Raw genomic sequence first — 24,342 nt, forward strand, 5'->3', positions numbered from 1 at the left:
TTGCTGCGGCAAGCCTTTTTCTTTTCAAGACGCTTTGTAATTGAGAGTTTTCATGACTGAGCCACTGCGCATTGTCTTTGCCGGTACCCCGGAATTCGCCGCCGAACACCTCAAGGCCCTGCTCGACAGTCCTTACGAGATCGTTGCGGTCTACACCCAACCGGACCGTCCGGCGGGCCGTGGGCAGAAGCTGATGCCGAGCCCGGTCAAGCAGTTGGCGTTGGAAAACAATATCCCGGTGTTGCAGCCACCAACCCTGCGCAACGAAGACGCTCAGGCTGAACTGGCCGCACTGCAACCGGATTTGCTGGTGGTGGTCGCTTACGGGCTGATCCTGCCGCAAGTGGTGCTGGATATTCCGCGTCTGGGCTGCATCAACAGTCACGCATCCTTGCTGCCACGCTGGCGCGGTGCGGCGCCGATCCAGCGCGCTGTTGAAGCGGGCGACAGCGAAAGTGGCGTGACCGTCATGCGCATGGAACTGGGCCTCGACACCGGGCCGATGCTGCTCAAGGTCACTACACCGATCAGCGCCGAAGACACCGGCGGCAGCCTCCATGATCGCCTCGCTGAAATGGGCCCACCGGCCGTGGTTCAGGCGATTGCCGGCCTGGCTGCAGGCACTCTGGAAGGCGAAGTGCAGGACGACAGCCTCGCCACCTACGCACACAAATTGAACAAAGACGAAGCGCGCATCGACTGGAGCCGCCCGGCGGTTGAGCTGGAGCGTCTGGTTCGCGCCTTCAACCCATGGCCGATTACCCACAGCACGCTGAATGGCGAAGCGCTGAAAGTGCTGGCTGCGAGCCTGGCCGAAGGGAAGGGCACGCCGGGTGAAATCCTCAGCGCCAACAAGGACGGTTTGGTTGTCGCCTGCGGTGAACAGGCGCTGTGCCTGACCCGTCTGCAATTGCCCGGCGGCAAGGCGCTGAACTTCAGCGACTTATTCAACAGCCGTCGTGAGAAATTCGCCGTCGGCACCGTTCTCGGTCAAGCGGCGGACGCTCAATGAACCCACGTCTGGCCGCCGCCAAGGCACTGGCCGCTGTTCTTAACGGAAAAGCCTCACTCAACAGTTCTCTGCCGACACAAATGGACAAGGTCGAAGACCGTGATCGCGGCTTCACCCAGGACCTGGCGTTCGGCACGGCTCGCTGGCAGCCGCGTTTGTCGGCGCTGGCGGCCAAGTTGCTGCAAAAGCCGTTCAAAGCAGCTGATGCCGATGTCGAGGCGTTGTTGCTGGTCGGCCTCTACCAGCTGCTCTACACCCGGGTTCCGGCCCACGCGGCCATCGGCGAAACCGTCGGTTGCGCCGACAAACTGAAAAAGCCGTGGGCCAAAGCCTTGCTCAACGCCGTGCTGCGCCGCGCCCAACGGGAAAGCGAAACGCTGCTGGCGGAGCTGGAACACGACCCGGTGGTGCGCACCGCTCACCCGCGCTGGCTGCAAAAATCCCTCAAAGCCTTCTGGCCTGAGCAGTGGGAAGCCATTTGCGCGGCGAACAACGCGCATCCGCCGATGATTCTGCGGGTCAACCGCCGCCATCACACCCGCAATGCTTATCTCGGGTTGCTGACTGAAGCGGGTATCGCCGCCACGCCGTGTGTTTACAGCCGGGACGGCATCATCCTCGACGCAGCGGCCGACGTGCGCAGCCTCCCGGGTTTCGCCGAAGGCTGGATCAGCGTGCAGGACGAAGCCGCGCAACTGGCCGCTGATCTGCTGGACCTCGCGCCTGGCCAACGGGTGCTGGACGCCTGCTGCGCACCGGGCGGCAAAACCTGCCACATCCTTGAGGCCGAGCCCAAACTGGCCGGCGTGGTGGCTGTGGATCTGGAAGCCAAGCGTCTGGTGCGAGTGCGGGAAAACCTTGCACGCCTGGGCCTGAGTGCCGAACTGATCGCCGCCGACGGCCGCGACACCGTGACCTGGTGGGACGGCAAACCGTTCCAGCGCATCCTGCTTGATGCGCCGTGCTCGGCTACCGGAGTGATTCGTCGTCATCCGGACATCAAACTGACCCGCCAACCCGATGACATCGCCGCGCTGGCGGTGCTTCAGGGCGAGCTGCTCGATGCCATGTGGATAACGTTGGAAGTGGGCGGCATTCTGCTTTACGCCACTTGCTCCACGCTGCCGACCGAGAACACCGAAGTCATCGAAGCGTTCCTCGCTCGCACGCCGGGTGCCCGTGAACTCGATATCGCCAGTCAGGCCGGCATCAAGCAGCCCCATGGTCGCCAATTACTGGCCCAGGAAGGCGGTCATGACGGGTTCTATTACGCCAAGCTGATCAAGATTGCCGCCGCGCGCGGTTAACCGGTTTTAAGGGAGTGACTGGATGAAAATCATCATCCTCGGCGCAGGGCAGGTCGGCGGTTCGCTGGCAGAACACTTGGCCAGCGAAGCCAACGACATCACCGTGGTCGACACCGATGGCGAACGCCTGCGCGACCTCGGCGATCGGCTGGACATCCGCACCGTGCAGGGTCGCGGTTCGCTACCGACCGTACTGCGTCAGGCCGGTGCCGACGACGCCGACATGCTGGTTGCAGTGACCAATAGTGACGAAACCAACATGGTGGCCTGTCAGGTCGCTCACACCTTGTTCCACACGCCAACCAAGATCGCCCGGGTCCGCGAAGCCGCGTACCTGACCCGCGCCGAACTCTTCGATAACGAAGCGATTCCGGTCGATGTGCTGATCAGTCCGGAGCAAGTCGTTACCAACTACATCAAGCGCCTGATCCAGCATCCGGGTGCGTTGCAGGTAATCGACTTCGCCGAAGGCAAAGCGCAACTGGTGGCAGTGAAAGCCTATTACGGCGGTCCGCTGGTGGGTCAGCAACTGCGACAGCTGCGCGAACACATGCCGAATGTCGAAACCCGCGTTGCAGCGATTTTCCGGCGTGACCGGCCGATCCTGCCCCAGGGCGATACGGTGATCGAGGCCGACGACGAAGTGTTTTTCATCGCCGCCAAAGCGAATATTCGCGCGGTGATGAGCGAAATGCGCCGCCTCGATGAGAGCTACAAACGCATCGTCATCGCTGGCGGCGGGCAGATTGGCGAGCGTTTGGCCGAGGCCATCGAAAGCCGCTATCAGGTGAAGATCATCGAGATGAACCCGGCCCGCTGCCGCCATCTCTCGGACACCCTCGACAGCACCGTGGTGTTGCAGGGCAGTGCCTCCGATCGCGACTTGCTGATGGAAGAGAACATCGCCGACGCCGACATCTTCCTGGCGCTGACCAACGACGACGAAGCCAACATCATGTCGTCGCTGCTCGCCAAGCGCCTGGGCGCGAAGAAGGTGATGACGATCATCAACAACCCGGCCTACGTCGACCTGATCCAGGGCGGCGACATCGACATCGCCATCAGCCCGCAACTGGCGACCATCGGCACCTTGCTGGCCCACGTGCGACGCGGCGATATCGTCAGCGTGCATTCATTGCGTCGAGGTGCGGCGGAAGCCATTGAGGCCATCGCCCACGGCGATGCGAAGTCGAGCAAGGTGATTGGCAAAGCCATCGAAAACATCGGTCTGCCACCGGGGACCACCATCGGCGCGATCATCCGCGACGAAGAAGTGATCATCGCCCACGACGACACCGTGATCGAAGCCGGTGACCATGTGATTCTGTTCCTTGTGGATAAGAAGCATATTCGGGATGTGGAAAAGCTGTTCCATGTGGGGTTGAGCTTTTTCTAGACCGACGTTGGCCAATCCGGCCTCATCGCGAGCAGGCTCGCTCCCACGGGTCTCGGCCGTACACAGTATTTGTGTTCACTGAAGATCAACTGTGGGAGCGAGCCTGCTCGCGATAGCGGCCGGTCTGGCCCTGGCATCTCCCTGACACACCTTATAAAGGAATCCACCGATGATCGAATCCCTGGAAAAAATGCTCGCCAAGGGTGTGGATAACTCGCTGCTGCGCTTCGGCCTGGGCAAGGGTTATCTGGATCTTGGTGAAAATGCCAAAGCCGCAGAGCATTTCCAGCGCTGCGTCGAGTTCGATCCGAAGTATTCGGCGGCCTGGAAGCTATTGGGCAAGGCCCATCTGGCGCTGGCGGATTACGCGGCGGCGCGTCAGGCCTGGGAACAGGGCCTGGAAGCTGCCCGTAACCATGGCGACAAGCAGGCCGAGAAGGAGATGACGGTGTTTCTGAAAAAGCTTGAGCGTCAGGCGCACTGATCAAGATCAAAAGATCGCAGCCTTCGGCAGCTCCTACGAGATAAACGCCGAGACTTTGTAGGAGCTGGCGAAGCCTGCGATCTTTTGTTTTTACCGAGGGTTATCCACAGCAGCATCAGTACCAGCGTTCTTCGCCCGGCGGACGCTTCTTGAAGCGCTTCATGCTCCACATGTATTGGCTCGGATAAGCCCGCACATAGCGCTCGACCACCTGGCTCATCGCCGCGCAGGAGGTTTCGGTATCGGTGCTGTACATGGCCTCGGGGGCGGCTTCGAGGATCACTTTGTAACCCGAACCGTCCGGTAGCCGCAGGGCATGCAGGAACACGCCGACCGCTTTACCGCCGGCCAGCATGTTCGGGACGAATTTACTGGTCAGGGCCTGGGTGGCGAAGAACGGCACGAAGATCCCGGCGGATTCGGCCGGTTCCGGGTCTGCCGGAATGCCCACTGCACCACCTTTGCGCACTTCCTTGATCACGCTGAGGATGCCTTCCTTGGTGGAAGCGGCCACCCGGTTACCCAATTGCACCCGCTGCTTGCGCAGCAACTCATCCACCGCCTTGAGCTTGGGTGGACGGTAGAAAATGATCGGTTTGCACTGGTTGCAATAGAAGTGGTTCAACACTTCCCAGTTGCCCAAGTGACTGGTGATGCCAACCACGCCTTTGCCGGAGGCGAGGGCGTCTTTGAGCACATCGAGACCTTCGACTTCACGCACCAAATCAATGGAACGCTGAGCCGGCCAGATCCACGCGCAAGCGCTCTCGGTCAGGGACTTGCCAATGTCTTTCAAGCTCTGGCCCACCAGACGCTCGCGTTCGGCCGGGTCCATTTGCGGGAAGCACTTGGCGAGGTTGATCCGCACCACGTCGCGGGAACGGTTGGGGGTTTTCCACATCACCCAGCCAATGGCCGAGCCCACCGCCTGCACTGCCCGCCAAGGAAGCAGGGCAAACAACCGCAGAGCGCCTACCAGAAAGGCGCCTTTCAACTTATCCACAGGTCACTCCTGATCTTGTGCTGTGCGCGAGGCGGCTATTCTAACCGCCGTTCGCCAAGGGGGCGTAGCGATCGCAATCCCGAGTGTGGTCCATGACCATGCCCGAAGCCTGCATCAACGCGTAACAAATGGTCGGGCCGACGAACGTGAAACCGGCTTTTTTCAGGCCTTTGCTCATCTCGACGGCGGCCGGTGTCACGGCCGGCACTTCACTGCGATCCTTGAAATGATTGATCACAGGCGTTCCGCCGACGAACGACCAGAGAAACGCCACCGGGTCCTCCAGCGCCAGCCACGCCTGGGCATTGCGCCGGGCTGCATTGAGTTTGAGGCGATTGCGGATGATCCCCGGATCGAGCATCAACTCATCGATTTCCGCATCGCTCATCTGTGCCACGCGCTGTACGTCGAAGCCGAACAGCACCTCGCGATAACGCTCTCGTTTGCGCAACACGGTGATCCAGGAAAGCCCGGCCTGGAACCCTTCGAGCAAAAGCAACTCGAACAAACCCTGCGCATCGCGTAGCGGCGTGCCCCACTCCTGATCGTGATAAGCCATGTATAGCGGATCTTCGGTACACCAAAAGCAGCGTGGCATAAGGCTCCAGGGGGCGTGCGCAGGACCGAATCGGGTATACTCCCGCTCTTTAAATCGCAGCCCAAGAAACAGGTGAATTTCGTGAGCCAGCCTACGCCAGCCGTGCGTACCTTCCAAGACTTGATCCTCGCCCTCCAGCAATACTGGGCCGAGCAAGGTTGTGTGGTACTTCAGCCCTACGATATGGAAGTAGGCGCCGGCACTTTCCACACTGCCACGTTCCTGCGCGCCATTGGCCCGGAAACCTGGAACGCCGCTTATGTGCAGCCCAGTCGTCGCCCGACTGACGGCCGCTACGGCGAAAACCCGAACCGTCTGCAGCACTACTACCAGTTCCAGGTAGTCCTGAAGCCGAACCCGGACAACTTCCAGGAACTGTACCTGGGCTCCCTCAAGCACGTGGGCCTCGACCCTCTGGTGCATGACATCCGTTTCGTCGAAGACAACTGGGAGTCGCCAACGCTGGGCGCCTGGGGTCTGGGCTGGGAGGTCTGGCTCAACGGCATGGAAGTGACGCAGTTCACTTACTTCCAGCAAGCGGGCGGCATCGAGTGCTACCCGGTGACCGGCGAGATCACTTACGGTCTGGAGCGTCTGGCCATGTACCTGCAAGGCGTGGACTCGGTCTATGACCTGGTCTGGGCTGACGGTCCGTTCGGCAAGGTGACCTACGGCGACGTGTTCCACCAGAACGAAGTGGAGCAGTCGACCTACAACTTCGAACACGCCAACGTCGAGAAGCTGTTCGAGTTGTTCGACTTCTATGAAAGCGAAGCCAAGCGCCTGATCGAACTCGATCAGCCATTGCCGTTGCCGAGCTACGAAATGGTGTTGAAGGCTTCCCACACCTTCAACCTGCTGGATGCGCGCCGGGCGATCTCGGTGACTGCGCGTCAGCAATACATTCTGCGTGTACGCACCCTGGCGCGTTCCGTTGCGCAAGCCTACCTGCTGGCTCGCGCCAAGCTGGGCTTCCCGATGGCGACCCCGGACCTGCGTGATGAAGTACTGGCCAAGCTGGAGGCTGCACAATGAGTGCTCAAGATTTCCTGGTTGAATTGGGCACCGAAGAACTGCCACCCAAAGCCCTGAACACCCTGGCCGAAGCATTTATGGCCGGTATCGACAAAGGCCTGCAAGCCGCCGGCCTGAATTACGAAACCAAAACCGTCTACGCAGCGCCACGTCGTCTGGCCGTGCTGATTACCGCGCTGGCGACCCAGCAGCCGGACCGCAGCATCAACCTCGACGGCCCGCCGCGTCAGGCCGCGTTCGATGCCGAAGGCAACCCGACTCAAGCAGCCCTGGGCTTCGCCAAGAAGTGCGGCGTCGATCTGAGCGAAATCGATCAGAGCGGTCCGAAACTGCGCTACAGCCAAAGCATCGCCGGCAAGCCGACCGCGAGCCTGATGCCAACCATCGTCGAAGATTCCCTGAACGACCTGCCTATCCCCAAGCGCATGCGCTGGGGTGCGCGCAAGGAAGAATTCGTTCGCCCGACTCAATGGCTGGTGATGCTGCTCGGTGACCATGTCATCGACTGCACCATCCTCGCGCAAAAGTCCGGCCGCGATTCCCGTGGTCATCGCTTCCACCATCCTGAAAGCGTGCGCATCACCTCGCCGGCCAACTACCTGAGCGATCTGCGTGCTGCCTATGTACTGGCCGATGCCAACGAGCGTCGCGAGCTGATCAGCAAGCGCACCGAAGAATTGGCCACATTGCAGGAAGGTACGGCCATCGTGCCGCCGAGCCTGCTCGACGAAGTGACCGCGCTGGTTGAATGGCCGGTGCCGCTGGTGTGCTCGTTCGAAGAGCGTTTCCTCGACGTGCCGCAAGAAGCGCTGATCACCACCATGCAGGACAATCAGAAGTATTTCTGCCTGCTGGATGCCGATGGCAAGTTGCTGCCTCGTTTCATTACCGTGGCCAACATCGAAAGCAAAGACCCGCAGCAGATCATCGCCGGTAATGAGAAAGTGGTTCGCCCACGCCTGACCGACGCCGAGTTCTTCTTCAAGCAAGACAAGAAGCAGAAACTCGAAGAGTTCAACCTGCGTCTGCAGAACGTGGTGTTCCAGGAAAAACTTGGCAGCGTCTACGACAAGGCCGAACGCGTGTCGAAACTGGCGGCGTACATTGCCGCTCGCATCGGCGGCAACGCTTCTTGGGCGGCACGTGCCGGCCTGCTGTCCAAATGCGACCTGGCGACCGAGATGGTCGGTGAGTTCCCGGAGATGCAAGGTGTCGCCGGTTACTACTACGCCCTCAACGACGGCGAGCCGCAAGACGTCGCCTTGGCGCTGAATGAGCAGTACATGCCGCGCGGTGCCGGCGCTGAATTGCCGACCACGCTGACCGGTGCGGCCGTGGCCATCGCCGACAAGCTCGATACGCTGGTGGGTATTTTCGGTATCGGCATGCTGCCTACCGGCAGTAAAGACCCCTATGCCCTGCGCCGCGCCGCGCTGGGTGTGTTGCGGATCCTGATCGACAAGAAACTCGAACTCGACCTGAATGACGCCGTGGCGTTTGCCGTGAATGCGTTCGGTACCAAGATCAAGGCTGCCGGCTTGAATGACTCGGTACTGGAATTCATCTTCGACCGCCTGCGTGCCCGTTACGAAGACGAGGGCGTGGATGTCGCGACCTATCTGTCGGTGCGTGCCCTGAAACCGGGTTCGGCCCTGGACTTCGACCAGCGCGTACAAGCGGTAGAAGCCTTCCGCAAATTGCCGGAAGCCGCTGCCCTGGCCGCCGTGAACAAGCGTGTTTCGAACTTGCTGAGCAAGGTCGAAGGCACCGTTCCTTCGGTCGTTGAAGCCAAGTACTTCGACAACGCCAACGAGTTCTCTCTGTACTCGGCGATCCAGCAGGCTGACCAGGCTGTTCAGCCAATGGCCGCTGCTCGTCAGTACAGCGAATCGCTGGCGCGTCTGGCGGCATTGCGCGAGCCGGTGGATGCGTTCTTCGAAGCGGTGATGGTCAACGCCGAAGATGCCAAGGTGCGAGCCAACCGCTACGCGCTGCTGGCGCGTCTGCGTGGTTTGTTCCTCGGCATCGCTGACATTTCGCTGCTGGGCTAAGGGGCTGCTGTTGAAACTGCTGATTCTCGATCGGGACGGAGTGATCAATTACGACTCCGATGCGTACATCAAGTCGGTGGAGGAGTGGATTCCGCTCCCCGGTTCGATCGAAGCGATCGCGCAGTTGAGCAAGGCTGGCTGGACGGTAGCGGTCGCTACCAATCAGTCAGGCATCGCTCGCGGTTATTACGACATCGCCACTCTGGAAGCCATGCACGCTCGCTTGCGCGAGCTGGTGGCGGAGCAGGGCGGCGAAGTCGGGCTGATCGTCTATTGCCCGCACGGGCCGGACGATGGCTGCGATTGCCGCAAGCCAAAACCCGGGATGTTGAAAACCATCGCCGCCCATTACAACGTTTCGCTGACGAATCTATGGTTCGTCGGCGATACTCTCGGTGACCTGGAAGCCGCTAAAGCCGTCGACTCTCAGCCAGTTTTGGTAAAGACCGGGAAAGGCGAAAAGACTCAGGGCAAAATCCTACCGGCGGGCACCTTGATTTTTGACGATCTGGCGGCGATTGCCGCGGAACTTATTCACAACTAAGACTCTTCTGACCATCCTGGCCAAGGACTGATCGGGAGTGCGCTTGAATAGGCGGGCAATGCCCGCAACGGTAAATGTCGCCATGTCGATACTGCAGGCCATCAGAACTTTCCTCTTTTACCTGCTGCTGGGCACCAGCTCTTTGCTCTGGTGCACCCTGAGCTTTTTTATCGCGCCGTTTCTGCCATTCAAGGCGCGCTATCGCTTTATCAACGTGTACTGGTGCCGCTGCGCCTTATGGCTGAGCAAAGTCTTTCTGGGTATTCGTTACGAAGTGAAGGGTGCCGAGAACGTGCCTGACCAGCCCTGCGTGATTCAGTCGAACCACCAGAGCACTTGGGAAACATTCTTTCTCTCGGCGTACTTCGAGCCTCTAAGCCAAGTGCTCAAGCGCGAACTGCTCTACGTTCCGTTCTTCGGCTGGGCCATGGCCATGCTGCGACCGATCGCCATCGACCGTGGCAACCCAAAAGCCGCGCTCAAGCATGTGGCGAAGAAGGGCGATGAACTGCTCAAGGACAATGTCTGGGTGCTGATCTTCCCTGAAGGGACTCGCGTTCCCTACGGCACCATCGGCAAGTTCTCCCGTGGTGGCACCGCATTGGCCGTCAATGCGTCATTACCGGTACTGCCGATTGCGCACAATGCCGGCAAGTTCTGGCCAAAAACCGGTTGGGCGAAGCAGCAAGGCGTGATCACCGTCATCATTGGCGCGCCAATGTACGCCGAAGGGAGTGGGCCGCGAGCCATCGCCGACCTGAATGATCGGGTGCAGGCCTGGAACGAACAGATGCAGCGCGAGATGGGCTCGCTACCAGCAGCCCCGGCGGCACCCAACGCCACCGATCAAGTGACTGTCTGAGATTCTGTGGATAACCTGTGTACCGTTTTGTTGAAAAACGTCGTTTTTAGTATTTAAGCTTATGATTTACTTACATATTTCTTAAGCAAATAAAACGTCGAAAAAGGTGCATAAGTTTATTTCGGACGTAAAAAACCGGCTGATATAGCCGGTTTTTTTATGTCCGTTGAAAGCGTCTGGCTCACTCGCTCAATAGCGGTAACTGGACACTGAACGTCGTGCCTTGCCCCACCATGCTATGACAGGAAATCCTCCCGCCATGACGGTCCACCACGGCCTTGACCATGGACAAACCCAGCCCCAGGCCGTCGCTACCATGAGCCGAGGTAAAACGCCGATACTGACTGAACAACTCGGGAAGTTCATCGACAGCAATCCCTCGGCCCTGATCGGCGATTTCGCACAGCAGCCAGCCCTCGGCACAACTCACCCGCACTGAGATCCGCGTGCCCGCCGGACTGTACTTGATGGCGTTTTCCAGCAGGTTGAACAGTGCCCGTGTCAGTAGCGATTGATCGGCCAGGACCAACACTTCAGCGTCTTCGTCGAGGTCATGCAGCAACTGAATGTTCTTCAGATGAGCGATGCTCGAGGCCTGGTCGAAGGTATCGAGTAACAACATCGCGAACATGCTCGGCTGAAACTGATAGGCCTCAGACTCGGCTTTTGCCAACTGCACAAAAGCCTCGGTCAGGTGCAGCGCCTTGCGCACTTGTAATTCGATCTGGCTGAACACTTGAGTGTCGCCCGCCCCCTGATGCCGCTGGACGTCGAGCAAGGCGAGTATCGCCGAATGGGGAGCTCTGAGGTCATGAGATAAAAAGCGCAGCAACACGGTTCGCTGTTCTTCGGCGTCCCGCTCAACGCTCAAGTCAGTGAGGCTCAGTAGCCAGCCAATCACAGAGTCTCCCTCGGCCGGCAACAGCGGTGCCAGGTCCAGACGCAAGCTGCGTGCCTGGGTGTCACGAAACTCCAGCGGCTCAAGGGTCGACAACGCAGATGGCGTTCCATCGGACGGCACCGGGTAACCCAGGTCGCTCAGCTGCTCAAGCATGTCCTCGCCCACCAGGCCACGACCAAATACCTCTCGAGCCTTGCGGTTGGCCAGCAGAATGCGCCCGTTCGGATTGCTGATCAGCGTCGCCACCGGCAGGTATTCAAGTCCATCGGCAATGAAACGTCGAGTGTCGCGAGTCCGGCTCATGGCCTGCTCCAGCGCGACGATTTGCCCTTGCAGCACATCACTGGCCGGAGCCTGGATACGACGACGTTCGGGAAAGACTTTTGGCTCGCTGTCCAGGCGCGCCAGTTCCCAGCCGAAATAGGCGAGCACTGCGTTCAACCTTCGCCAATTCCAGATCAGATAGCCCAGCGTCATACCCAGCAGGCTCGCAGCCGGTGACCACCACCAGCCAAGCCGCAGCAGCAAACTCGAACCCAGCAGAGCGGCCGCCATTGCCCCCAGAGTCAGCCATAGCGCACGATGCGGACGTACCAACAGCAGGCCCAGCAACTCACCGACAATCACCACCGATAGCAACGCCGCCAAGCGCTGATCGAGAACCACGATGTTGCGGTGTTGCAGCAGCCCATTGAGGATATTCGCCTGAATCTCGATGCCCGGTGTGGTGCCGATACTGGCCGATTGTGGGGTCACATAACGGTCCCCCAGGCCTGGAGCGGTCGAGCCGATCAGGATCAAGCGATCGCGCAGCAACTCGGGCGGGACTTCGCCGCGCAATACACTGACGTAGGGCACGCTGGGAAAGCCCGCGTCGGAACGGATGAAAGGAATCCGTATTTCATGGGCTCGCTGCCAGCCTTGCGCCGATGGCAGGGCCGGGGTACCAGGCATCGGTGCATTTCCCTTATCGGTAAGGGTTTCTTCGTACAGCAGCCAGGCCAGTTGCGGACGGGGTTTTTGCGCCGGTCCTTCGCTTAAATACACGCTGCGTACAATTCCGTCGGCATCCGCTTCGGCATTGATGTGCCCGATACCTTTGGCGCAATGGCTCAGCGGGACCACCGGTTCAATTTCCCCCAAGGGCTGCCCATAACGTGCGACGCCTTCGCGCAGCAGCGGCACGAAAACATTCCCGGCCCGACAGGCCGCCTGGGCCAAAAGCTGATCGTTGCCGGGATGGCTATCGGGCTCGCTGAAGATAACGTCGAACAGAACGCCTTTAACATTCGCGGCACTGAGCCGATCCAGCAGTTGCGCATGCATGGCCCGCGACCACGGCCATTGGCCAAGCTGCTGCAAGCTATAGTCATCAATCGTGACGATGAGTATTCGCGGGTCCACCGGTAGCGGACTCAGCCGGCGCAGGTTGTCATACAGCAGATTACTCAGGACCAGCCCCTGAGTCATGGACAACATTGCCGTCAGCGGCAACAGGATCAGACAAACCCACAGCCACTCGCGGACCATCCGCTGAAACAACCGCTGAGCCTGGGTCGGCTCGCGGTCATCCTTCCTTGGTCGTCTCTTCATCGGTCGTGGGCCAGGGCGCTATTGGACACGGGTGGTCCTGGGGTAATAGAAAATGTCATACACCCCGGTCTCTCCCTCTAACCCCTGAGCATCATAGGCAGACAGGCGAACATGGTAGAAAAACGCTTTCAGCCCGCTGAATTTGACCTCTGGCGTGCTGGAAAACTGCTCTTGCTTGATGTCCAGAAAGGCTGCGTCGGTAGCCACTTGCGCCCGATAACGCGTGGCCCCTTCAATGGGTTTCATGATCAATTGCCAGACAGGCACATTACCCGTCTGACCGGCTTGCCCCAACAATCGTGGGGCAGTTAACAAGTCGATTGGCGTCAACGTGCCTTGTTTCTGAATACGCAAACCTTGACGAGCCATGACCTGGACCTCATCAGCTTCAGCGCTCTGAGTCCGTTTGGCAGCCGACCGGGCAGGGCGGGCGCCCGACGTTTCCTCATCACGATTGACCGCCACTTGGCCATTCAGAACCTCAAGCAGTGCTTGACCTCCGTCACCGTTGCGCACGCGAAAATGCGTGCCCCGTACGCCCAGTACACCGACCGGCGTGACGATCTGAAAGCGATCATGGTCGCTGGCACGTTTGATCACATACGACTCAACCTGCCCCTGCTCAAGAATGACCTGAGGGATCGAATGTTCTTCATTGAGATGCAGGGTGATATGGGAACTAGAGGGCAGCACCACCCGCGAGCCATCACCCAGGGACAGGCTGACAAACGCCGAGGGCGAGGTCTTGACGCCTTCCTGCTCGTCGATCGACATGCCTTCCTGCAATGGCGTCTGTTTGCCTTTGGCGTCCAGCTTCCACGCTTCGCCGGTCAGATGCTCGATAGTCGCCGGCAGCGGTTGACCATGGCACTGTTGGTTTTCATCGATGTAAGGCAAACGTTTTGCCGACGTGAAAGCTGCTGATGCACTCTCGATGAGCAATCCCATCAGGCCGGTAACGAGTAAAAGACAGACGCCAGAACAGCGTGGAAGCAATAAGGTCATGGGGTTCATGGATTGCTTTTTATGCTCTTTTCGAAATCATGCCGGGAATGCGCACGATACCTGACCGGACGCTCTGGCAGATAGCCATGAGAGCAAATGAGATGACACATCCCTGTGTCGAAACCGAGCAGGCACTCCATGTGTTTTCCCCTGAACTGCAGACTGTCGAAAACCGGTAATCGACGGTCCTGCCAGGTTGGCATTGACGCTCCTTGCGTCGGGACACATCCCAATGCCCCTGTGCCGCTCAGCGAGAGCGAATTTACCGACATAAGTGACCTTGCGAGCCGATTCTCAATATTTATTCAGAATTGATCGAAGGCTAAAAACATCCCGTCGGCGAAGTGACATCAGCGTAGCCATACTCGGGACCTTCGAAGCAATTCGCCACAATTGTTCAGAATCAATCAATCAGCCTAAACTCTCGCAGGAATTTTCACTTAGCACTTACGAGATGAAGGAAACACTCGGCATGCGTGTCGCAATACTGGATGACGAGCCCGCCGAACTCCGCCGGGTGGAACAGACACTGCGACAGATCCCCGTCACGGGAGAGCAGGCGTGGACGTTGCATTGCTTCGAGCGGGGAGAGGACTTACTACGGCAACTCCGGCGGGAGACCTTCGACCTGCTGATCCTCGATTGGCAACTGCCCGATATCAGCGGCCTGTCTTTGTTGCGCTGGACCCATGAACACATGGACGTGCCACCGGCCGCGATCATGCTCACCAGTCGCGATACCGAAAGCGATATCGTCCAGGCATTGAACTCCGGGGCCGATGATTACGTGAGCAAACCGTTTCGTCCCAACGAGCTGATGGCTCGGGTCAGCGCAGTGCTTCGTCGGCATGGGCTGCAACGCGCGGCAGCCACCGAAATACTGACCTTCAATGACCTCGAATTCGACGACGCCGAACTCACCGTCACCCGCGCCTCCACCCCCATTAGCCTGACCGAACGGGAATACCGTCTCGCCCGTTGCCTGTTCGCCAATCTGGGCCGACCTTTGTCCCGTGAATACTTGTATGAGCGCTTTTGGACTCATGAAGAAATAGTTTCCTCCCGCCCGCTGGACACTCATATTTATCGCCTGCGCAACAAGTTGGGCCTGACGGCTGATCGCGGTTGGCAACTGCTGACGATTTACGGGTATGGGTATCGGCTCGAGAGCGTGGCCACTGCCAGCGAATGACGACGTTTAGACGATCAATAAAAAAGGCCAACGCTAAGCGTTGGCCTTTTTCGTTTTAGCGGTCCTGCCGGATCAGAAATCCAGGTTGGAAACCGCCAAGGCGTTGCTTTCGATGAAGTCACGACGAGGTTCGACCGCATCACCCATCAGGGTGTTGAAGATCTGATCCGCGCCAATGGCGTCTTCGATGGTCACTTTGAGCATCCGGCGCTGGCTTGGGTCCATGGTGGTTTCCCATAGCTGATCCGGGTTCATTTCGCCCAGCCCCTTGTATCGCTGGATGGTGTGACGCTTGGTGCTTTCAGCCATCAGCCATTCAAGTGCTTCCTTGAATTCGGTGACCGGCTTCTTGCGCTCGCCGCGCTGGATGTACGCGCCGTCGTCCAGCAAGGTGCTCAATTGAGCGCCCAACGACACAACAGTCTTGTAATCGTTACTGCCGAAGAAATCGCGGTTGAAGGTGATGTAGTTCGACAGGCCGTGGGAGATCAGCTCGACCTCTGGCAGCCAGACGTTACGTTCACGGTCTTCACGCAGGCTGGCTTTGTAAACCAGGCCGGATTTCTCGACGGTGCGCAGGCGAACTTCGAACTGAGCCATCCAATCCTGCATCGCTGCGTGATCGGACAGTTGCTCCATGCTCACCGCTGGCAGGTAGATGAAGTGCTCGGTCAGCTCCTGCGGGTACAGGCGCGACAGGCGCTTGAGGGTCTTCATCACCAGGCGGAAATCATTTACCAGACGCTCGAGGGCTTCACCGGAGATACCCGGGGCTTCTTCGTTCAGGTGCAGGCTCGCGTCTTCCAGGGCCGACTGCGTCATGTACTCTTCCATGGCGTCGTCGTCTTTGATGTATTGCTCTTGCTTGCCTTTCTTGACCTTGTACAGCGGCGGCTGAGCGATGTAGATGTAACCGCGCTCAATCAACTCCGGCAACTGACGGAAGAAGAAGGTCAGCAACAGGGTACGGATGTGCGAACCGTCGACGTCAGCATCGGTCATGATGATGATGTTGTGATAACGCAGCTTGTCGATGTTGTACTCGTCGCGGCCAATGCCGCAGCCCAGCGCGGTGATCAAGGTGCCCACTTCTTGCGAAGAGATCATCTTGTCGAAGCGTGCCTTCTCGACGTTCAGGATCTTGCCCTTGAGCGGCAGGATGGCCTGGGTGCGACGGTTACGTCCCTGCTTGGCGGAACCGCCAGCAGAGTCACCTTCCACAAGGTACAGTTCGGAGAGGGCAGGGTCTTTTTCCTGGCAGTCGGCCAGTTTGCCCGGCAGGCCGGCGATGTCCAGCGCGCCTTTCCGGCGGGTCATCTCACGAGCCTTACGCGCTGCTTCACGCGCACGCGCCGCGTCGATCATCTTGCCGACAACCAGCTTGGCTTCGTTCGGGTTTTCCAGCAGGAAGTCGGAGAAGTACTTGCCCATTTCCTGTTCGACCGCGGTCTTCACTTCGGAAGACACCAGTTTGTCCTTGGTCTGGGAGCTGAACTTCGGATCCGGCACTTTTACCGAAATGATCGCGGTCAGGCCTTCGCGGGCATCGTCACCGGTGGTGGCGACTTTATGTTTCTTCGCCAAGCCTTCAGCTTCGATGTAGGTGTTCAGGTTACGCGTCAGTGCGGAACGGAAACCCACCAGGTGAGTACCGCCATCGCGCTGTGGAATGTTGTTGGTGAAGCACAACAGGTTCTCGTTGAAGCTGTCGTTCCATTGCAGGGCGATTTCAACGCCGATGCCGTCTTCGCGCTGGATGTTGAAGTGGAACACCTGATTGACCGCAGTCTTGTTGGTGTTCAGGTATTCAACGAACGCTCGCAGGCCCCCTTCGTACTTGAACAACTCTTCCTTACCGCTGCGCTCGTCCTTGAGGACGATGCCGACACCGGAGTTGAGGAAGGACAGTTCGCGAATCCGCTTGGCCAGGATGTCCCAGCTGAAATGGATGTTCTTGAAGGTTTCAGCCGAAGGCTTGAAGTGAATCTGGGTGCCAGTGGTTTCGCTCTCGCCAACGATCTTCATCGGCTCTTGCGGAACACCGTGGACGTAAGTCTGTTCCCAGATCTTGCCGCTGCGGCGAACGGTCAGGATCAGCTCTTTGGACAGTGCGTTCACCACCGATACACCTACACCGTGCAGACCGCCGGATACTTTATAGGAGTTGTCGTCGAACTTACCGCCGGCGTGCAGCACGGTCATGATGACCTCGGCTGCCGAAACGCCTTCTTCTTTATGCACGTCTACCGGGATGCCACGACCGTTGTCGCGAACGGTGATGGACTCATCCGGGTGAATGATGATGCTGATGTCGTCGCAGTGGCCGGCGAGAGCTTCGTCGATCGAGTTATCGACCACTTCGAACACCATGTGGTGCAGACCGCTGCCATCGTCGGTGTCACCAATGTACATACCGGGACGTTTGCGTACGGCATCCAGGCCTTTCAGCACTTTAATGCTCGTTGAGTCGTACGTATTTTCTTCGCTCAATGCCTTCACTCCCGATGGTCGTGGGTCTGGGTGATACGGCCCTGTTCCACGTGGAACAGAGCGACTGGCGTTTCCGTCTGCCAGCCTTCCCTCAATAATTCGTGATCTACACAGGTGATAAAGACCTGGCAGCGTAAGTCTTCCAGCAAGCGGCAAAGCGCGCGACGGTGGTGCTCGTCCAATTCGGACGGCAGGTCATCCACCAGATAAATACACTGGCCGCGACGGGCCTGGCTAACCAAGTGCCCTTGGGCGATCCGCAATGCACAGACCACTAACTTCTGCTGGCCACGAGACAAGATGTCCGCGGCATTATGTGCGCCCAATCTAAGACGCAAATCAGCGCGTTGTGGTCCGGCCTGGGTATGACCCATTTGCTGATCCCGCTGAAGGGACCCGGCGAGCACTGCACTCAGCTCACGGTCTTTGTCCCAACCTCGGTAATAGCTGAGCGTTAAGCCCTCAAGCTCAACCAGTTCGCTCAAGGTCTGTTCAAAGACTGGTTTCAAGGCTTTGATGTAAGCGCGGCGGTATTCATCTATTTCAGCGCTGGCCTGGCACAGTTCCCTGTCCCAAACCGCTTGCGAAACGGCGTCAAGTGTACCATGTCGCAGCCAAGAGTTTCTCTGGCGCAAGGCCTTCTGCAAGCGCTGCCACGTGGACATGAATCGGGGTTCCACGTGGAACACACCCCAGTCGAGAAACTGCCGGCGAATCTTCGGCGCACCTTCCAGCAGGCGGAAGCTGTCCGGGTTGATCAACTGCAACGGCAGGATCTCTGCAAGCTGCGCAGCACTTCGGGCGTTCTGCCCATCAATGCGGATCTGGAACTCACCCTGGCGGTCGCGAGATATCCCCAACGCGCTGTGTCCACCCTCGGCCAGTTCTACCTGGCCAAACACCGTACACGCCAATTGCTCGTATTGAATGACGGGTAACAGACGGCTGCTACGAAACGAACGGGCAAGCCCCAGCAGATGAATGGCTTCCAGAACACTGGTTTTGCCGCTGCCGTTGGCGCCGTAAAGAATGTTTATTCGGGGGGAGGGGGAGAAGGTCACCGGGTGCAGATTGCGCACCGCGGTGACCGAGACGCGACTTAAGGACATCTAGGTTCTGCTGAGCATGATTACAGGCGCATCGGCATGACAACGTAGGCCGAGTCGTCGTTGTCAGACTCTTGCACCAGCGCACTGCTGTTGGAATCGGACAGGATCAAGCGAACCTGCTCGGTGGTCATCACGCCCAGTACGTCGAGCAGATAGCTCACGTTGAAGCCGATTTCCAGAGAGCCGCCGTTGTACTCAACGCCCACTTCTTCTTCCGCTTCTTCCTGTTCCGGGTTGTTCGCCTGGATCTTCAGCTGACCATTGGCCAGTTGCAGACGGATGCCACGGTACTTCTCGTTGGACAGAATCGCGGTACGGCTGAACGCTTCACGCAATGCCTGGCGATCACCGAGTACCAGCTTGTCGCCGCCTTTAGGCAGAACACGCTCGTAGTCAGGGAATTTACCGTCGACCAGTTTCGAGGTGAAAGTGAACTCGCCGGTGGTGGCGCGAATGTGGTGCTGGCCCAGCACGATGCTGACGTTGCCGTCCGGTTCGGTCAGCAGACGCGCCAGTTCCAGAATACCTTTGCGTGGCACGATCACCTGATGACGATCCGGCTGACCGATATCGGCCTGCATCGAACACATGGCCAGACGGTGACCGTCAGTCGCCACGGCGCGGATGATCCCGGCCGAGACTTCCAGCAGCATGCCATTGAGGTAGTAGCGTACGTCCTGCTGCGCCATGGCGAAGCTGGTGCGTTCAATCAGACGACGCAGTTTGCTTTGCTCAAGGCTGCAGGTCAGCGAGCCTGGGCCTTCTTCTACCGTCGGGAAGTCATTGGCCGGCAGGGTCGACAGGGTGAAGCGGCTACGGCCGGCCTTCACCACGAGCTTCTGCTCATCGACCTTGATGTCGATCAGCGCATCGTTCGGCAAGCTCTTGCAGATGTCCATCAGCTTGCGCGCAGGCACAGTGATGGAGCCCGGGTCCGCAGGCTCTTCGAGTTGCACACGACCGACCAGCTCGACTTCCAGGTCGGTACCGGTCAGCGACAATTGCTGGCCTTCGACAACCAGCAGCACGTTGGAGAGCACCGGCAAGGTCTGTCGGCGCTCGACGACGCCTGCGACCAGTTGCAGGGGTTTCAACAGGGCTTCGCGTTGAATGGTGAAATGCATGGTCTAGTCCCTTGCCTTAATAAGCTGCGCTGGTGTTCATCAAGTAGTCAGTGTACGCAGCAGGTTCTTATAGTCCTCGCGGATGTCCGCGTCGGATTCCTTAAGCTCGTTGATCTTGCGGCAGGCGTGCAAAACAGTCGTATGGTCGCGGCCGCCAAACACATCGCCGATTTCCGGCAGGCTGTGGTTGGTCAGTTCCTTGGACAACGCCATGGCGACCTGACGCGGACGTGCTACCGAGCGTGAACGACGCTTGGACAGCAGGTCGGAGATCTTGATCTTGTAATACTCGGCGACGGTGCGCTGAATGTTATCCACAGACACCAGTTTGTCTTGCAGCGCCAACAAGTCTTTCAGGGATTCGCGAATCAGCTCGATGGTGATATCGCGGCCCATGAAGTGCGAGTGGGCGATCACGCGTTTGAGCGCGCCTTCCAGCTCACGGACGTTGGAGCGAATACGCTGGGCAATGAAGAACGCTGCATCGTGTGGCAGATCGACTTTGGCCTGGTCGGCCTTTTTCATCAGGATCGCCACGCGGGTTTCCAGCTCCGGCGGCTCGACGGCAACCGTCAGGCCCCAGCCGAAACGTGACTTCAGGCGTTCTTCAAGGCCTTCGATTTCTTTCGGGTAGCGGTCACTGGTAAGAATGACCTGCTGGCCACCTTCAAGCAGGGCGTTGAAGGTGTGGAAAAACTCCTCCTGGGAACGTTCCTTGCGGGCGAAGAACTGAATGTCATCGATCAACAGCGCGTCCACCGAACGGTAGAAGCGCTTGAACTCGTTGATCGCATTCAGCTGCAACGCCTTGACCATGTCCGCGACGAAACGCTCGGAATGCAGGTACACGACCTTGGCATTCGGATTCTTCTTTAATAGATGGTTACCCACAGCGTGCATCAAGTGGGTTTTACCCAAGCCAACGCCACCATAAAGGAAGAGCGGGTTGTAACCGTGCTTGGGGTTGTCCGCCACCTGCCAGGCCGCAGCCCGGGCGAGTTGGTTGGACTTGCCTTCGACGAAGTTCTCGAAGGTAAAGGTGCGGTTCAGGTAGCTGGTGTGCTTGAGCGCGCCTTCAACTTGCACCGTGCGCTGTTCGGCGCGAACCGGGGCCTGTTGCGAACTGGCGCCGGCCATTGGATCGAAGCTGTCCCGGGACGGCTCTTCACTGACTTCAGCTACTTTCTGTGTCGCACGTTTGGTCGAGACCGCTGCCGGGGCTGGCGCCGGAGCGCTGACAGGCGCTTGAGCGGCCTGAGCCTGGGACGCCGCAGCGGCCAGCGGGGCATTGGGTGCCGCACGCGGTGCCGAACTGCGTTTGCTGCCTATTAATAAGGAAAGCGCCGGCGCCAGGCCATTGCCATGCTCATCCAGCAGTTCAAGGACGCGGCCCAGGTACTTTTCATTGACCCAGTCGAGAACAAAACGATTCGGCGCGTAGACACGCAGCTCGTCACCTTCGGCTTCGACCTGTAGTGGACGGATCCAAGTGTTGAATTGTTGGGCAGGCAGCTCATCGCGCAAAAGCTCTACGCACTGCTGCCAAAGTTCCACTGACACGGATATCCCCTAAGTTGAAAGCCGGTGAGGCAAAAACAAGCGGTCATTGTAGCGACCAGACGTCCACTTATCCACATGCAGGTTGCGCACAGGGCATGATTTATCAATGCGTTAACCCTTGAAAAGAAGACCAACGGTATGTGCATAAGCTCTGTGGATAACCGCCCATGAGGGCACTGGACAAGTGGGGTCGAAACTCGGTGGATAACCTGCCTGTGGATAACTAGCCTTTCCACACACAGCTTATCCGACAGCGCAGCACAGGCTGACCACCGTTTTCCACCGTAGTTGTCATTCTCTGTACATCACGGTTTAGAAGGGCTAAAGGCAGTTATCCACAGATGAACGTGCTCCTAGCTTTTATAAGCTTTACAGAAAAGCTTTAAATAATTCCCTTCTTTATTTCTATATCTAGAGAACGACCTTCAGCGAGCAAATCGTCTGGAGATCTATTTATAAGGAAACGCTGGTTGGAAATTGACCTAGAGGCTTGCTTTCTCTAGAATCCCCGGTCTCTTAAAACGGGGGCCATTCCGGCCCGTTGTGGACGAACCAGGTAACACGACAATGAAACGTACTTTCCAACCAAGCACTATCAAACGCGCTCGTACCCACGGTTTCCGTGCTCGCATGGCTACCAAGAACGGTCGTGCCGTCCTGTCGCGTCGTCGCGCCAAAGGTCGTGCGCGTCTGGCAGTTTGATAATCCGGCACTGGAGGTGAGTCAGGACTTCAGTCGGGAAAAGCGTCTGCTTACTCCCCGGCATTTCAAGGCAGTCTTTGACTCCCCTACCGGCAAGGTTCCGGGGAAAAATCTCCTGCTCCTTGCGCGCAATAACGATCTTGATCACCCCCGTCTCGGGTTGGTTATCGGGAAAAAGAGCGTAAAGCTCTCCGTCGAGCGCAATCGCCTCAAACGTCTGATGCGCGAATCGTTTCGCCTGAACCAGGATTTACTGGTCGGTTGGGACATTGTTATCGTCGCGCGCAAAGGTTTGGGTGACGTAGAAAGCCCCGAATTGATTCAGCATTTCGACAAACTCTGGAAACGTCTGGCACGCAGCAAGCCGGTACCAGCAGTCAAAACCGAAACTGTAGGGGTAGACAGTCCCGATGCGTAAACTGGCACTCGTTCCGATCCAGTTTTATCGCTATGCCATCAGTCCTCTGATGGCCAGTCACTGTCGTTTCTACCCCAGTTGTTCCTGCTACGCGTATGAAGCCATAGAAAATCATGGCCTTCTGCGCGGTGGCTGGCTGACCTTTCGTCGTTTAGGTCGCTGTCATCCGTGGAATCCCGGTGGTTATGACCCGGTTCCATCTATCCCTACCTCCCGTTCTTCTTCGATGGCCGAGTAATCATGGATATCAAACGCACGATCCTGATCGTCGCCCTGGCAATCGTGTCCTACGTTATGGTCCTTAAATGGAACCAGGACTATGGCCAGGCTGCCCTGCCGACTCAGAATGTTGCTTCCAGTACTACCGCACCGGGCCTACCGGATACGGTGACTGGCAATAATGCTTCTGTCAGTGACGACATTCCACGCGCCGCAAGCGATACCAGTGCAACTGCACCTGCTGAAACACCAGTAGCTGCAAGCAAAGACCTCATCCAGATCAAAACGGATGTGCTCAACCTGGCAATCGATCCACAAGGTGGCGATGTTGCCCAGTTGACGTTGCCGCTGTATCCACGTCGCCAGGACCATCCGGAAATTCCATTCCAGCTGTTTGATAACGGCAACGAGCGGACTTATCTGGCTCAGAGCGGCCTGATCGGCACCAACGGTCCGGACGCGAGTCCTGCCGGTCGTCCGGTTTACTCCTCCGAGAAGAAGATTTATCAACTGGCTGACGGTCAAGACCAATTGGTCGCGGATCTGAAGTTCAGCAAGGACGGCGTCAACTACATCAAGCGTTTCACACTGAAACGTGGCCTGTACGACGTAACCGTTTCCTACCTGATCGACAACCAGAGCGCTCAGCCCTGGTCCGGTGCAATGTTCGCGCAATTGAAGCGTGACGCCAGCTCCGATCCTTCTTCCAGCACCGCCACCGGCACCGCGACTTACCTGGGCGCCGCCCTGTGGACAAGTAACGAGCCGTACAAGAAAGTGTCGATGAAGGACATGGACAAGGCTCAGCTGAAAGAAACCGTCACCGGTGGCTGGGTTGCCTGGTTGCAACACTACTTCGTGACTGCATGGATTCCGGCCAAGGGCGAAAACAACGTCGTCCAGACCCGTAAAGACAGCAAAGGCAACTACATCATCGGCTACACCGCCCCGGCAATGAGTGTCGCGCCAGGTGCCAAAGCCGAAACCAGCGCCGTTCTGTACGCGGGTCCGAAAAGCCAGGCTGTGCTGAAAGAGTTGTCCCCAGGTCTGGAACTGACTGTCGACTACGGCATTCTGTGGTTCATTGCCCAGCCAATCTTCTGGCTGCTGCAACATATCCACGCGCTGGTCGGTAACTGGGGCTGGTCGATCATCTTCCTGACCATGCTGATCAAAGGGATTTTCTTCCCGCTGTCGGCTGCCAGCTACAAATCCATGGCGCGCATGCGCGCAGTGGCACCGAAACTGGCCGCGCTGAAAGAGCAACATGGCGACGACCGGCAGAAAATGTCGCAATCCATGATGGAGCTGTACAAGAAAGAGAAGATCAATCCGCTGGGTGGCTGCTTGCCAATCCTGGTACAGATGCCGGTTTTCCTTTCGCTGTACTGGGTTCTGCTGGAAAGCGTGGAAATGCGCCAGGCGCCGTTCATGCTGTGGATTACTGACCTGTCGATCAAGGATCCGTTCTTCATTCTGCCGATCATCATGGGCGCAACCATGTTCATCCAGCAGCAGTTGAACCCGACACCTCCGGATCCGATGCAGGCCAAGGTGATGAAGCTGATGCCAATCATCTTCACCTTCTTCTTCCTGTGGTTCCCGGCGGGTCTGGTGCTGTACTGGGTTGTGAACAACTGCCTGTCCATCGCCCAACAGTGGTACATCACGCGTAAGATCGAAGCGGCTACCAAAAAAGCCGAGGCGTAACTTACTCTGTGGATAACCACTCAAAAC

At 58.2% G+C, this 24,342-nt stretch carries 21 protein-coding genes; 13 read left to right on the forward strand and 8 right to left on the reverse strand.

Annotation, left to right across the window (positions count from 1 at the left end):
• Window positions 1-52 precede the first annotated feature (52 nt).
• From fmt to BK662_RS04300, 4 genes are all read left to right on the forward strand, one after another.
• The gene (gene fmt, locus BK662_RS04285) at window positions 53-1,012 is read left to right on the forward strand and encodes a methionyl-tRNA formyltransferase (RefSeq protein WP_123357004.1); all 960 of its coding nucleotides are present in this window, start codon (window positions 53-55) and stop codon (window positions 1,010-1,012) included.
• Window positions 1,009-2,319: a 16S rRNA (cytosine(967)-C(5))-methyltransferase RsmB gene (gene rsmB, locus BK662_RS04290; RefSeq protein ID WP_123357006.1), complete on the forward strand. Its 1,311-nt coding sequence runs from the start codon at window positions 1,009-1,011 to the stop codon at window positions 2,317-2,319. Before fmt ends, rsmB begins: the two co-directional genes overlap by 4 nt.
• Window positions 2,320-2,341: 22 nt before the next feature.
• Window positions 2,342-3,715: a Trk system potassium transporter TrkA gene (gene trkA, locus BK662_RS04295; RefSeq protein WP_030127845.1), complete on the forward strand. Its 1,374-nt coding sequence runs from the start codon at window positions 2,342-2,344 to the stop codon at window positions 3,713-3,715.
• A gap of 169 nt (window positions 3,716-3,884) precedes the next feature.
• The gene (locus tag BK662_RS04300; RefSeq protein ID WP_008007911.1) at window positions 3,885-4,199 is read left to right on the forward strand and encodes a tetratricopeptide repeat protein; all 315 of its coding nucleotides are present in this window, start codon (window positions 3,885-3,887) and stop codon (window positions 4,197-4,199) included.
• Between the two features lie 115 nt (window positions 4,200-4,314).
• Here the strand turns inward: BK662_RS04300 and BK662_RS04305 are convergent, their stop codons facing one another.
• Together BK662_RS04305 and tag are read right to left on the reverse strand one after the other, a co-directional pair.
• Window positions 4,315-5,202: a lysophospholipid acyltransferase gene (locus tag BK662_RS04305; protein ID WP_123357008.1), complete on the reverse strand. Its 888-nt coding sequence runs from the start codon at window positions 5,200-5,202 to the stop codon at window positions 4,315-4,317.
• Window positions 5,203-5,242: 40 nt separating this feature from the next.
• The gene (gene tag, locus BK662_RS04310; protein ID WP_123357010.1) at window positions 5,243-5,800 is read right to left on the reverse strand and encodes a DNA-3-methyladenine glycosylase I; all 558 of its coding nucleotides are present in this window, start codon (window positions 5,798-5,800) and stop codon (window positions 5,243-5,245) included.
• Window positions 5,801-5,881: 81 nt separating this feature from the next.
• Between tag and glyQ the strand changes: the two genes are divergently transcribed.
• The 4 genes from glyQ (at window position 5,882) to BK662_RS04330 (ending at window position 10,292) form a co-directional block, all read left to right on the forward strand.
• Complete coding sequence (gene glyQ / locus BK662_RS04315; protein WP_003213601.1) at window positions 5,882-6,835, forward strand: glycine--tRNA ligase subunit alpha; 954 nt, start codon at window positions 5,882-5,884, stop codon at window positions 6,833-6,835.
• On the forward strand, window positions 6,832-8,886 hold the full coding sequence (gene glyS / locus BK662_RS04320) for a glycine--tRNA ligase subunit beta (RefSeq protein ID WP_123357012.1): 2,055 nt from the start codon (window positions 6,832-6,834) through the stop codon (window positions 8,884-8,886). The genes glyQ and glyS overlap by 4 nt, the downstream gene beginning before the upstream one ends.
• A gap of 4 nt (window positions 8,887-8,890) precedes the next feature.
• Window positions 8,891-9,430: a D-glycero-beta-D-manno-heptose 1,7-bisphosphate 7-phosphatase gene (gmhB, locus tag BK662_RS04325; RefSeq protein ID WP_185047079.1), complete on the forward strand. Its 540-nt coding sequence runs from the start codon at window positions 8,891-8,893 to the stop codon at window positions 9,428-9,430.
• A gap of 82 nt (window positions 9,431-9,512) precedes the next feature.
• On the forward strand, window positions 9,513-10,292 hold the full coding sequence (locus tag BK662_RS04330) for a lysophospholipid acyltransferase family protein (protein WP_123357016.1): 780 nt from the start codon (window positions 9,513-9,515) through the stop codon (window positions 10,290-10,292).
• A 181-nt stretch (window positions 10,293-10,473) separates the two neighbouring features.
• On the opposite strand, the gene BK662_RS04335 is transcribed toward BK662_RS04330, so the two are convergent.
• Window positions 10,474-12,786 carry a CHASE2 domain-containing protein gene (locus BK662_RS04335; protein WP_123357018.1) on the reverse strand — a complete coding sequence of 771 codons (2,313 nt, stop codon included), beginning with the start codon at window positions 12,784-12,786 and terminating at the stop codon, window positions 10,474-10,476.
• An 18-nt stretch (window positions 12,787-12,804) separates the two neighbouring features.
• On the reverse strand, window positions 12,805-13,800 hold the full coding sequence (locus BK662_RS04340) for a FecR family protein (RefSeq protein WP_123357020.1): 996 nt from the start codon (window positions 13,798-13,800) through the stop codon (window positions 12,805-12,807).
• Window positions 13,801-14,263: 463 nt separating this feature from the next.
• Between BK662_RS04340 and BK662_RS04350 the strand changes: the two genes are divergently transcribed.
• A complete protein-coding gene (locus BK662_RS04350) occupies window positions 14,264-14,983 on the forward strand; it encodes a response regulator transcription factor (protein WP_123357022.1) in 720 nt (239 codons plus the stop codon).
• A 72-nt stretch (window positions 14,984-15,055) separates the two neighbouring features.
• Here BK662_RS04350 and gyrB read toward each other — a convergent pair whose 3' ends face one another.
• The 4 genes from gyrB to dnaA are packed head-to-tail and all read right to left on the reverse strand — an operon-like array spanning window position 15,056 to window position 21,266.
• Window positions 15,056-17,473 (reverse strand): DNA topoisomerase (ATP-hydrolyzing) subunit B, encoded by a 2,418-nt coding sequence (gene gyrB / locus BK662_RS04355; RefSeq protein ID WP_007902994.1) that lies wholly within the window; start codon window positions 17,471-17,473, stop codon window positions 15,056-15,058.
• 5 nt (window positions 17,474-17,478) lie between these two features.
• Entirely contained in the window at window positions 17,479-18,582 is a 1,104-nt protein-coding gene (recF, locus tag BK662_RS04360; RefSeq protein ID WP_008007898.1) for a DNA replication/repair protein RecF, read from the reverse strand.
• Between the two features lie 20 nt (window positions 18,583-18,602).
• Window positions 18,603-19,706, reverse strand: coding sequence for a DNA polymerase III subunit beta (dnaN, locus tag BK662_RS04365; RefSeq protein ID WP_007903001.1), 1,104 nt, complete (start codon window positions 19,704-19,706; stop codon window positions 18,603-18,605).
• A 39-nt stretch (window positions 19,707-19,745) separates the two neighbouring features.
• A complete protein-coding gene (gene dnaA, locus BK662_RS04370; RefSeq protein WP_123357024.1) occupies window positions 19,746-21,266 on the reverse strand; it encodes a chromosomal replication initiator protein DnaA in 1,521 nt (506 codons plus the stop codon).
• 567 nt (window positions 21,267-21,833) lie between these two features.
• On the opposite strand from dnaA, the gene rpmH reads away from it, so the two are divergent.
• From rpmH to yidC, 4 genes are read left to right on the forward strand one after another with little or no spacing between them, the layout of a single operon-like run.
• Window positions 21,834-21,968: a 50S ribosomal protein L34 gene (gene rpmH, locus BK662_RS04375; protein WP_003213577.1), complete on the forward strand. Its 135-nt coding sequence runs from the start codon at window positions 21,834-21,836 to the stop codon at window positions 21,966-21,968.
• 16 nt (window positions 21,969-21,984) lie between these two features.
• Window positions 21,985-22,386, forward strand: coding sequence for a ribonuclease P protein component (gene rnpA, locus BK662_RS04380; protein WP_038983561.1), 402 nt, complete (start codon window positions 21,985-21,987; stop codon window positions 22,384-22,386).
• On the forward strand, window positions 22,379-22,624 hold the full coding sequence (gene yidD, locus BK662_RS04385; RefSeq protein WP_052966011.1) for a membrane protein insertion efficiency factor YidD: 246 nt from the start codon (window positions 22,379-22,381) through the stop codon (window positions 22,622-22,624). Before rnpA ends, yidD begins: the two co-directional genes overlap by 8 nt.
• Window positions 22,625-22,626: 2 nt before the next feature.
• Window positions 22,627-24,315, forward strand: a complete 1,689-nt coding sequence (yidC, locus tag BK662_RS04390) for a membrane protein insertase YidC (protein WP_123357025.1) — start codon at window positions 22,627-22,629, stop codon at window positions 24,313-24,315.
• Window positions 24,316-24,342 lie beyond the last annotated feature (27 nt).

This window comes from Pseudomonas frederiksbergensis, from assembly GCF_003732275.1.
In the GTDB taxonomy this organism is placed as follows: domain Bacteria; phylum Pseudomonadota; class Gammaproteobacteria; order Pseudomonadales; family Pseudomonadaceae; genus Aquipseudomonas; species Aquipseudomonas frederiksbergensis_H.

Coding starts and splice junctions, on each gene's coding strand:
- fmt (WP_123357004.1), top strand. CDS start 53: ATGACTGAGCCACTGCGCATTGTCTTTGCCGGTACCCCGGAATTCGCC.
- rsmB (WP_123357006.1), top strand. CDS start 1,009: ATGAACCCACGTCTGGCCGCCGCCAAGGCACTGGCCGCTGTTCTTAAC.
- trkA (WP_030127845.1), top strand. CDS start 2,342: ATGAAAATCATCATCCTCGGCGCAGGGCAGGTCGGCGGTTCGCTGGCA.
- BK662_RS04300 (WP_008007911.1), top strand. CDS start 3,885: ATGATCGAATCCCTGGAAAAAATGCTCGCCAAGGGTGTGGATAACTCG.
- tag (WP_123357010.1), bottom strand. CDS start 5,800: ATGCCACGCTGCTTTTGGTGTACCGAAGATCCGCTATACATGGCTTAT.
- glyS (WP_123357012.1), top strand. CDS start 6,832: ATGAGTGCTCAAGATTTCCTGGTTGAATTGGGCACCGAAGAACTGCCA.
- BK662_RS04330 (WP_123357016.1), top strand. CDS start 9,513: ATGTCGATACTGCAGGCCATCAGAACTTTCCTCTTTTACCTGCTGCTG.
- BK662_RS04335 (WP_123357018.1), bottom strand. CDS start 12,786: ATGAAGAGACGACCAAGGAAGGATGACCGCGAGCCGACCCAGGCTCAG.
- BK662_RS04340 (WP_123357020.1), bottom strand. CDS start 13,800: ATGAACCCCATGACCTTATTGCTTCCACGCTGTTCTGGCGTCTGTCTT.
- BK662_RS04350 (WP_123357022.1), top strand. CDS start 14,264: ATGCGTGTCGCAATACTGGATGACGAGCCCGCCGAACTCCGCCGGGTG.
- recF (WP_008007898.1), bottom strand. CDS start 18,582: ATGTCCTTAAGTCGCGTCTCGGTCACCGCGGTGCGCAATCTGCACCCG.
- dnaN (WP_007903001.1), bottom strand. CDS start 19,706: ATGCATTTCACCATTCAACGCGAAGCCCTGTTGAAACCCCTGCAACTG.
- rpmH (WP_003213577.1), top strand. CDS start 21,834: ATGAAACGTACTTTCCAACCAAGCACTATCAAACGCGCTCGTACCCAC.
- yidD (WP_052966011.1), top strand. CDS start 22,379: ATGCGTAAACTGGCACTCGTTCCGATCCAGTTTTATCGCTATGCCATC.
- yidC (WP_123357025.1), top strand. CDS start 22,627: ATGGATATCAAACGCACGATCCTGATCGTCGCCCTGGCAATCGTGTCC.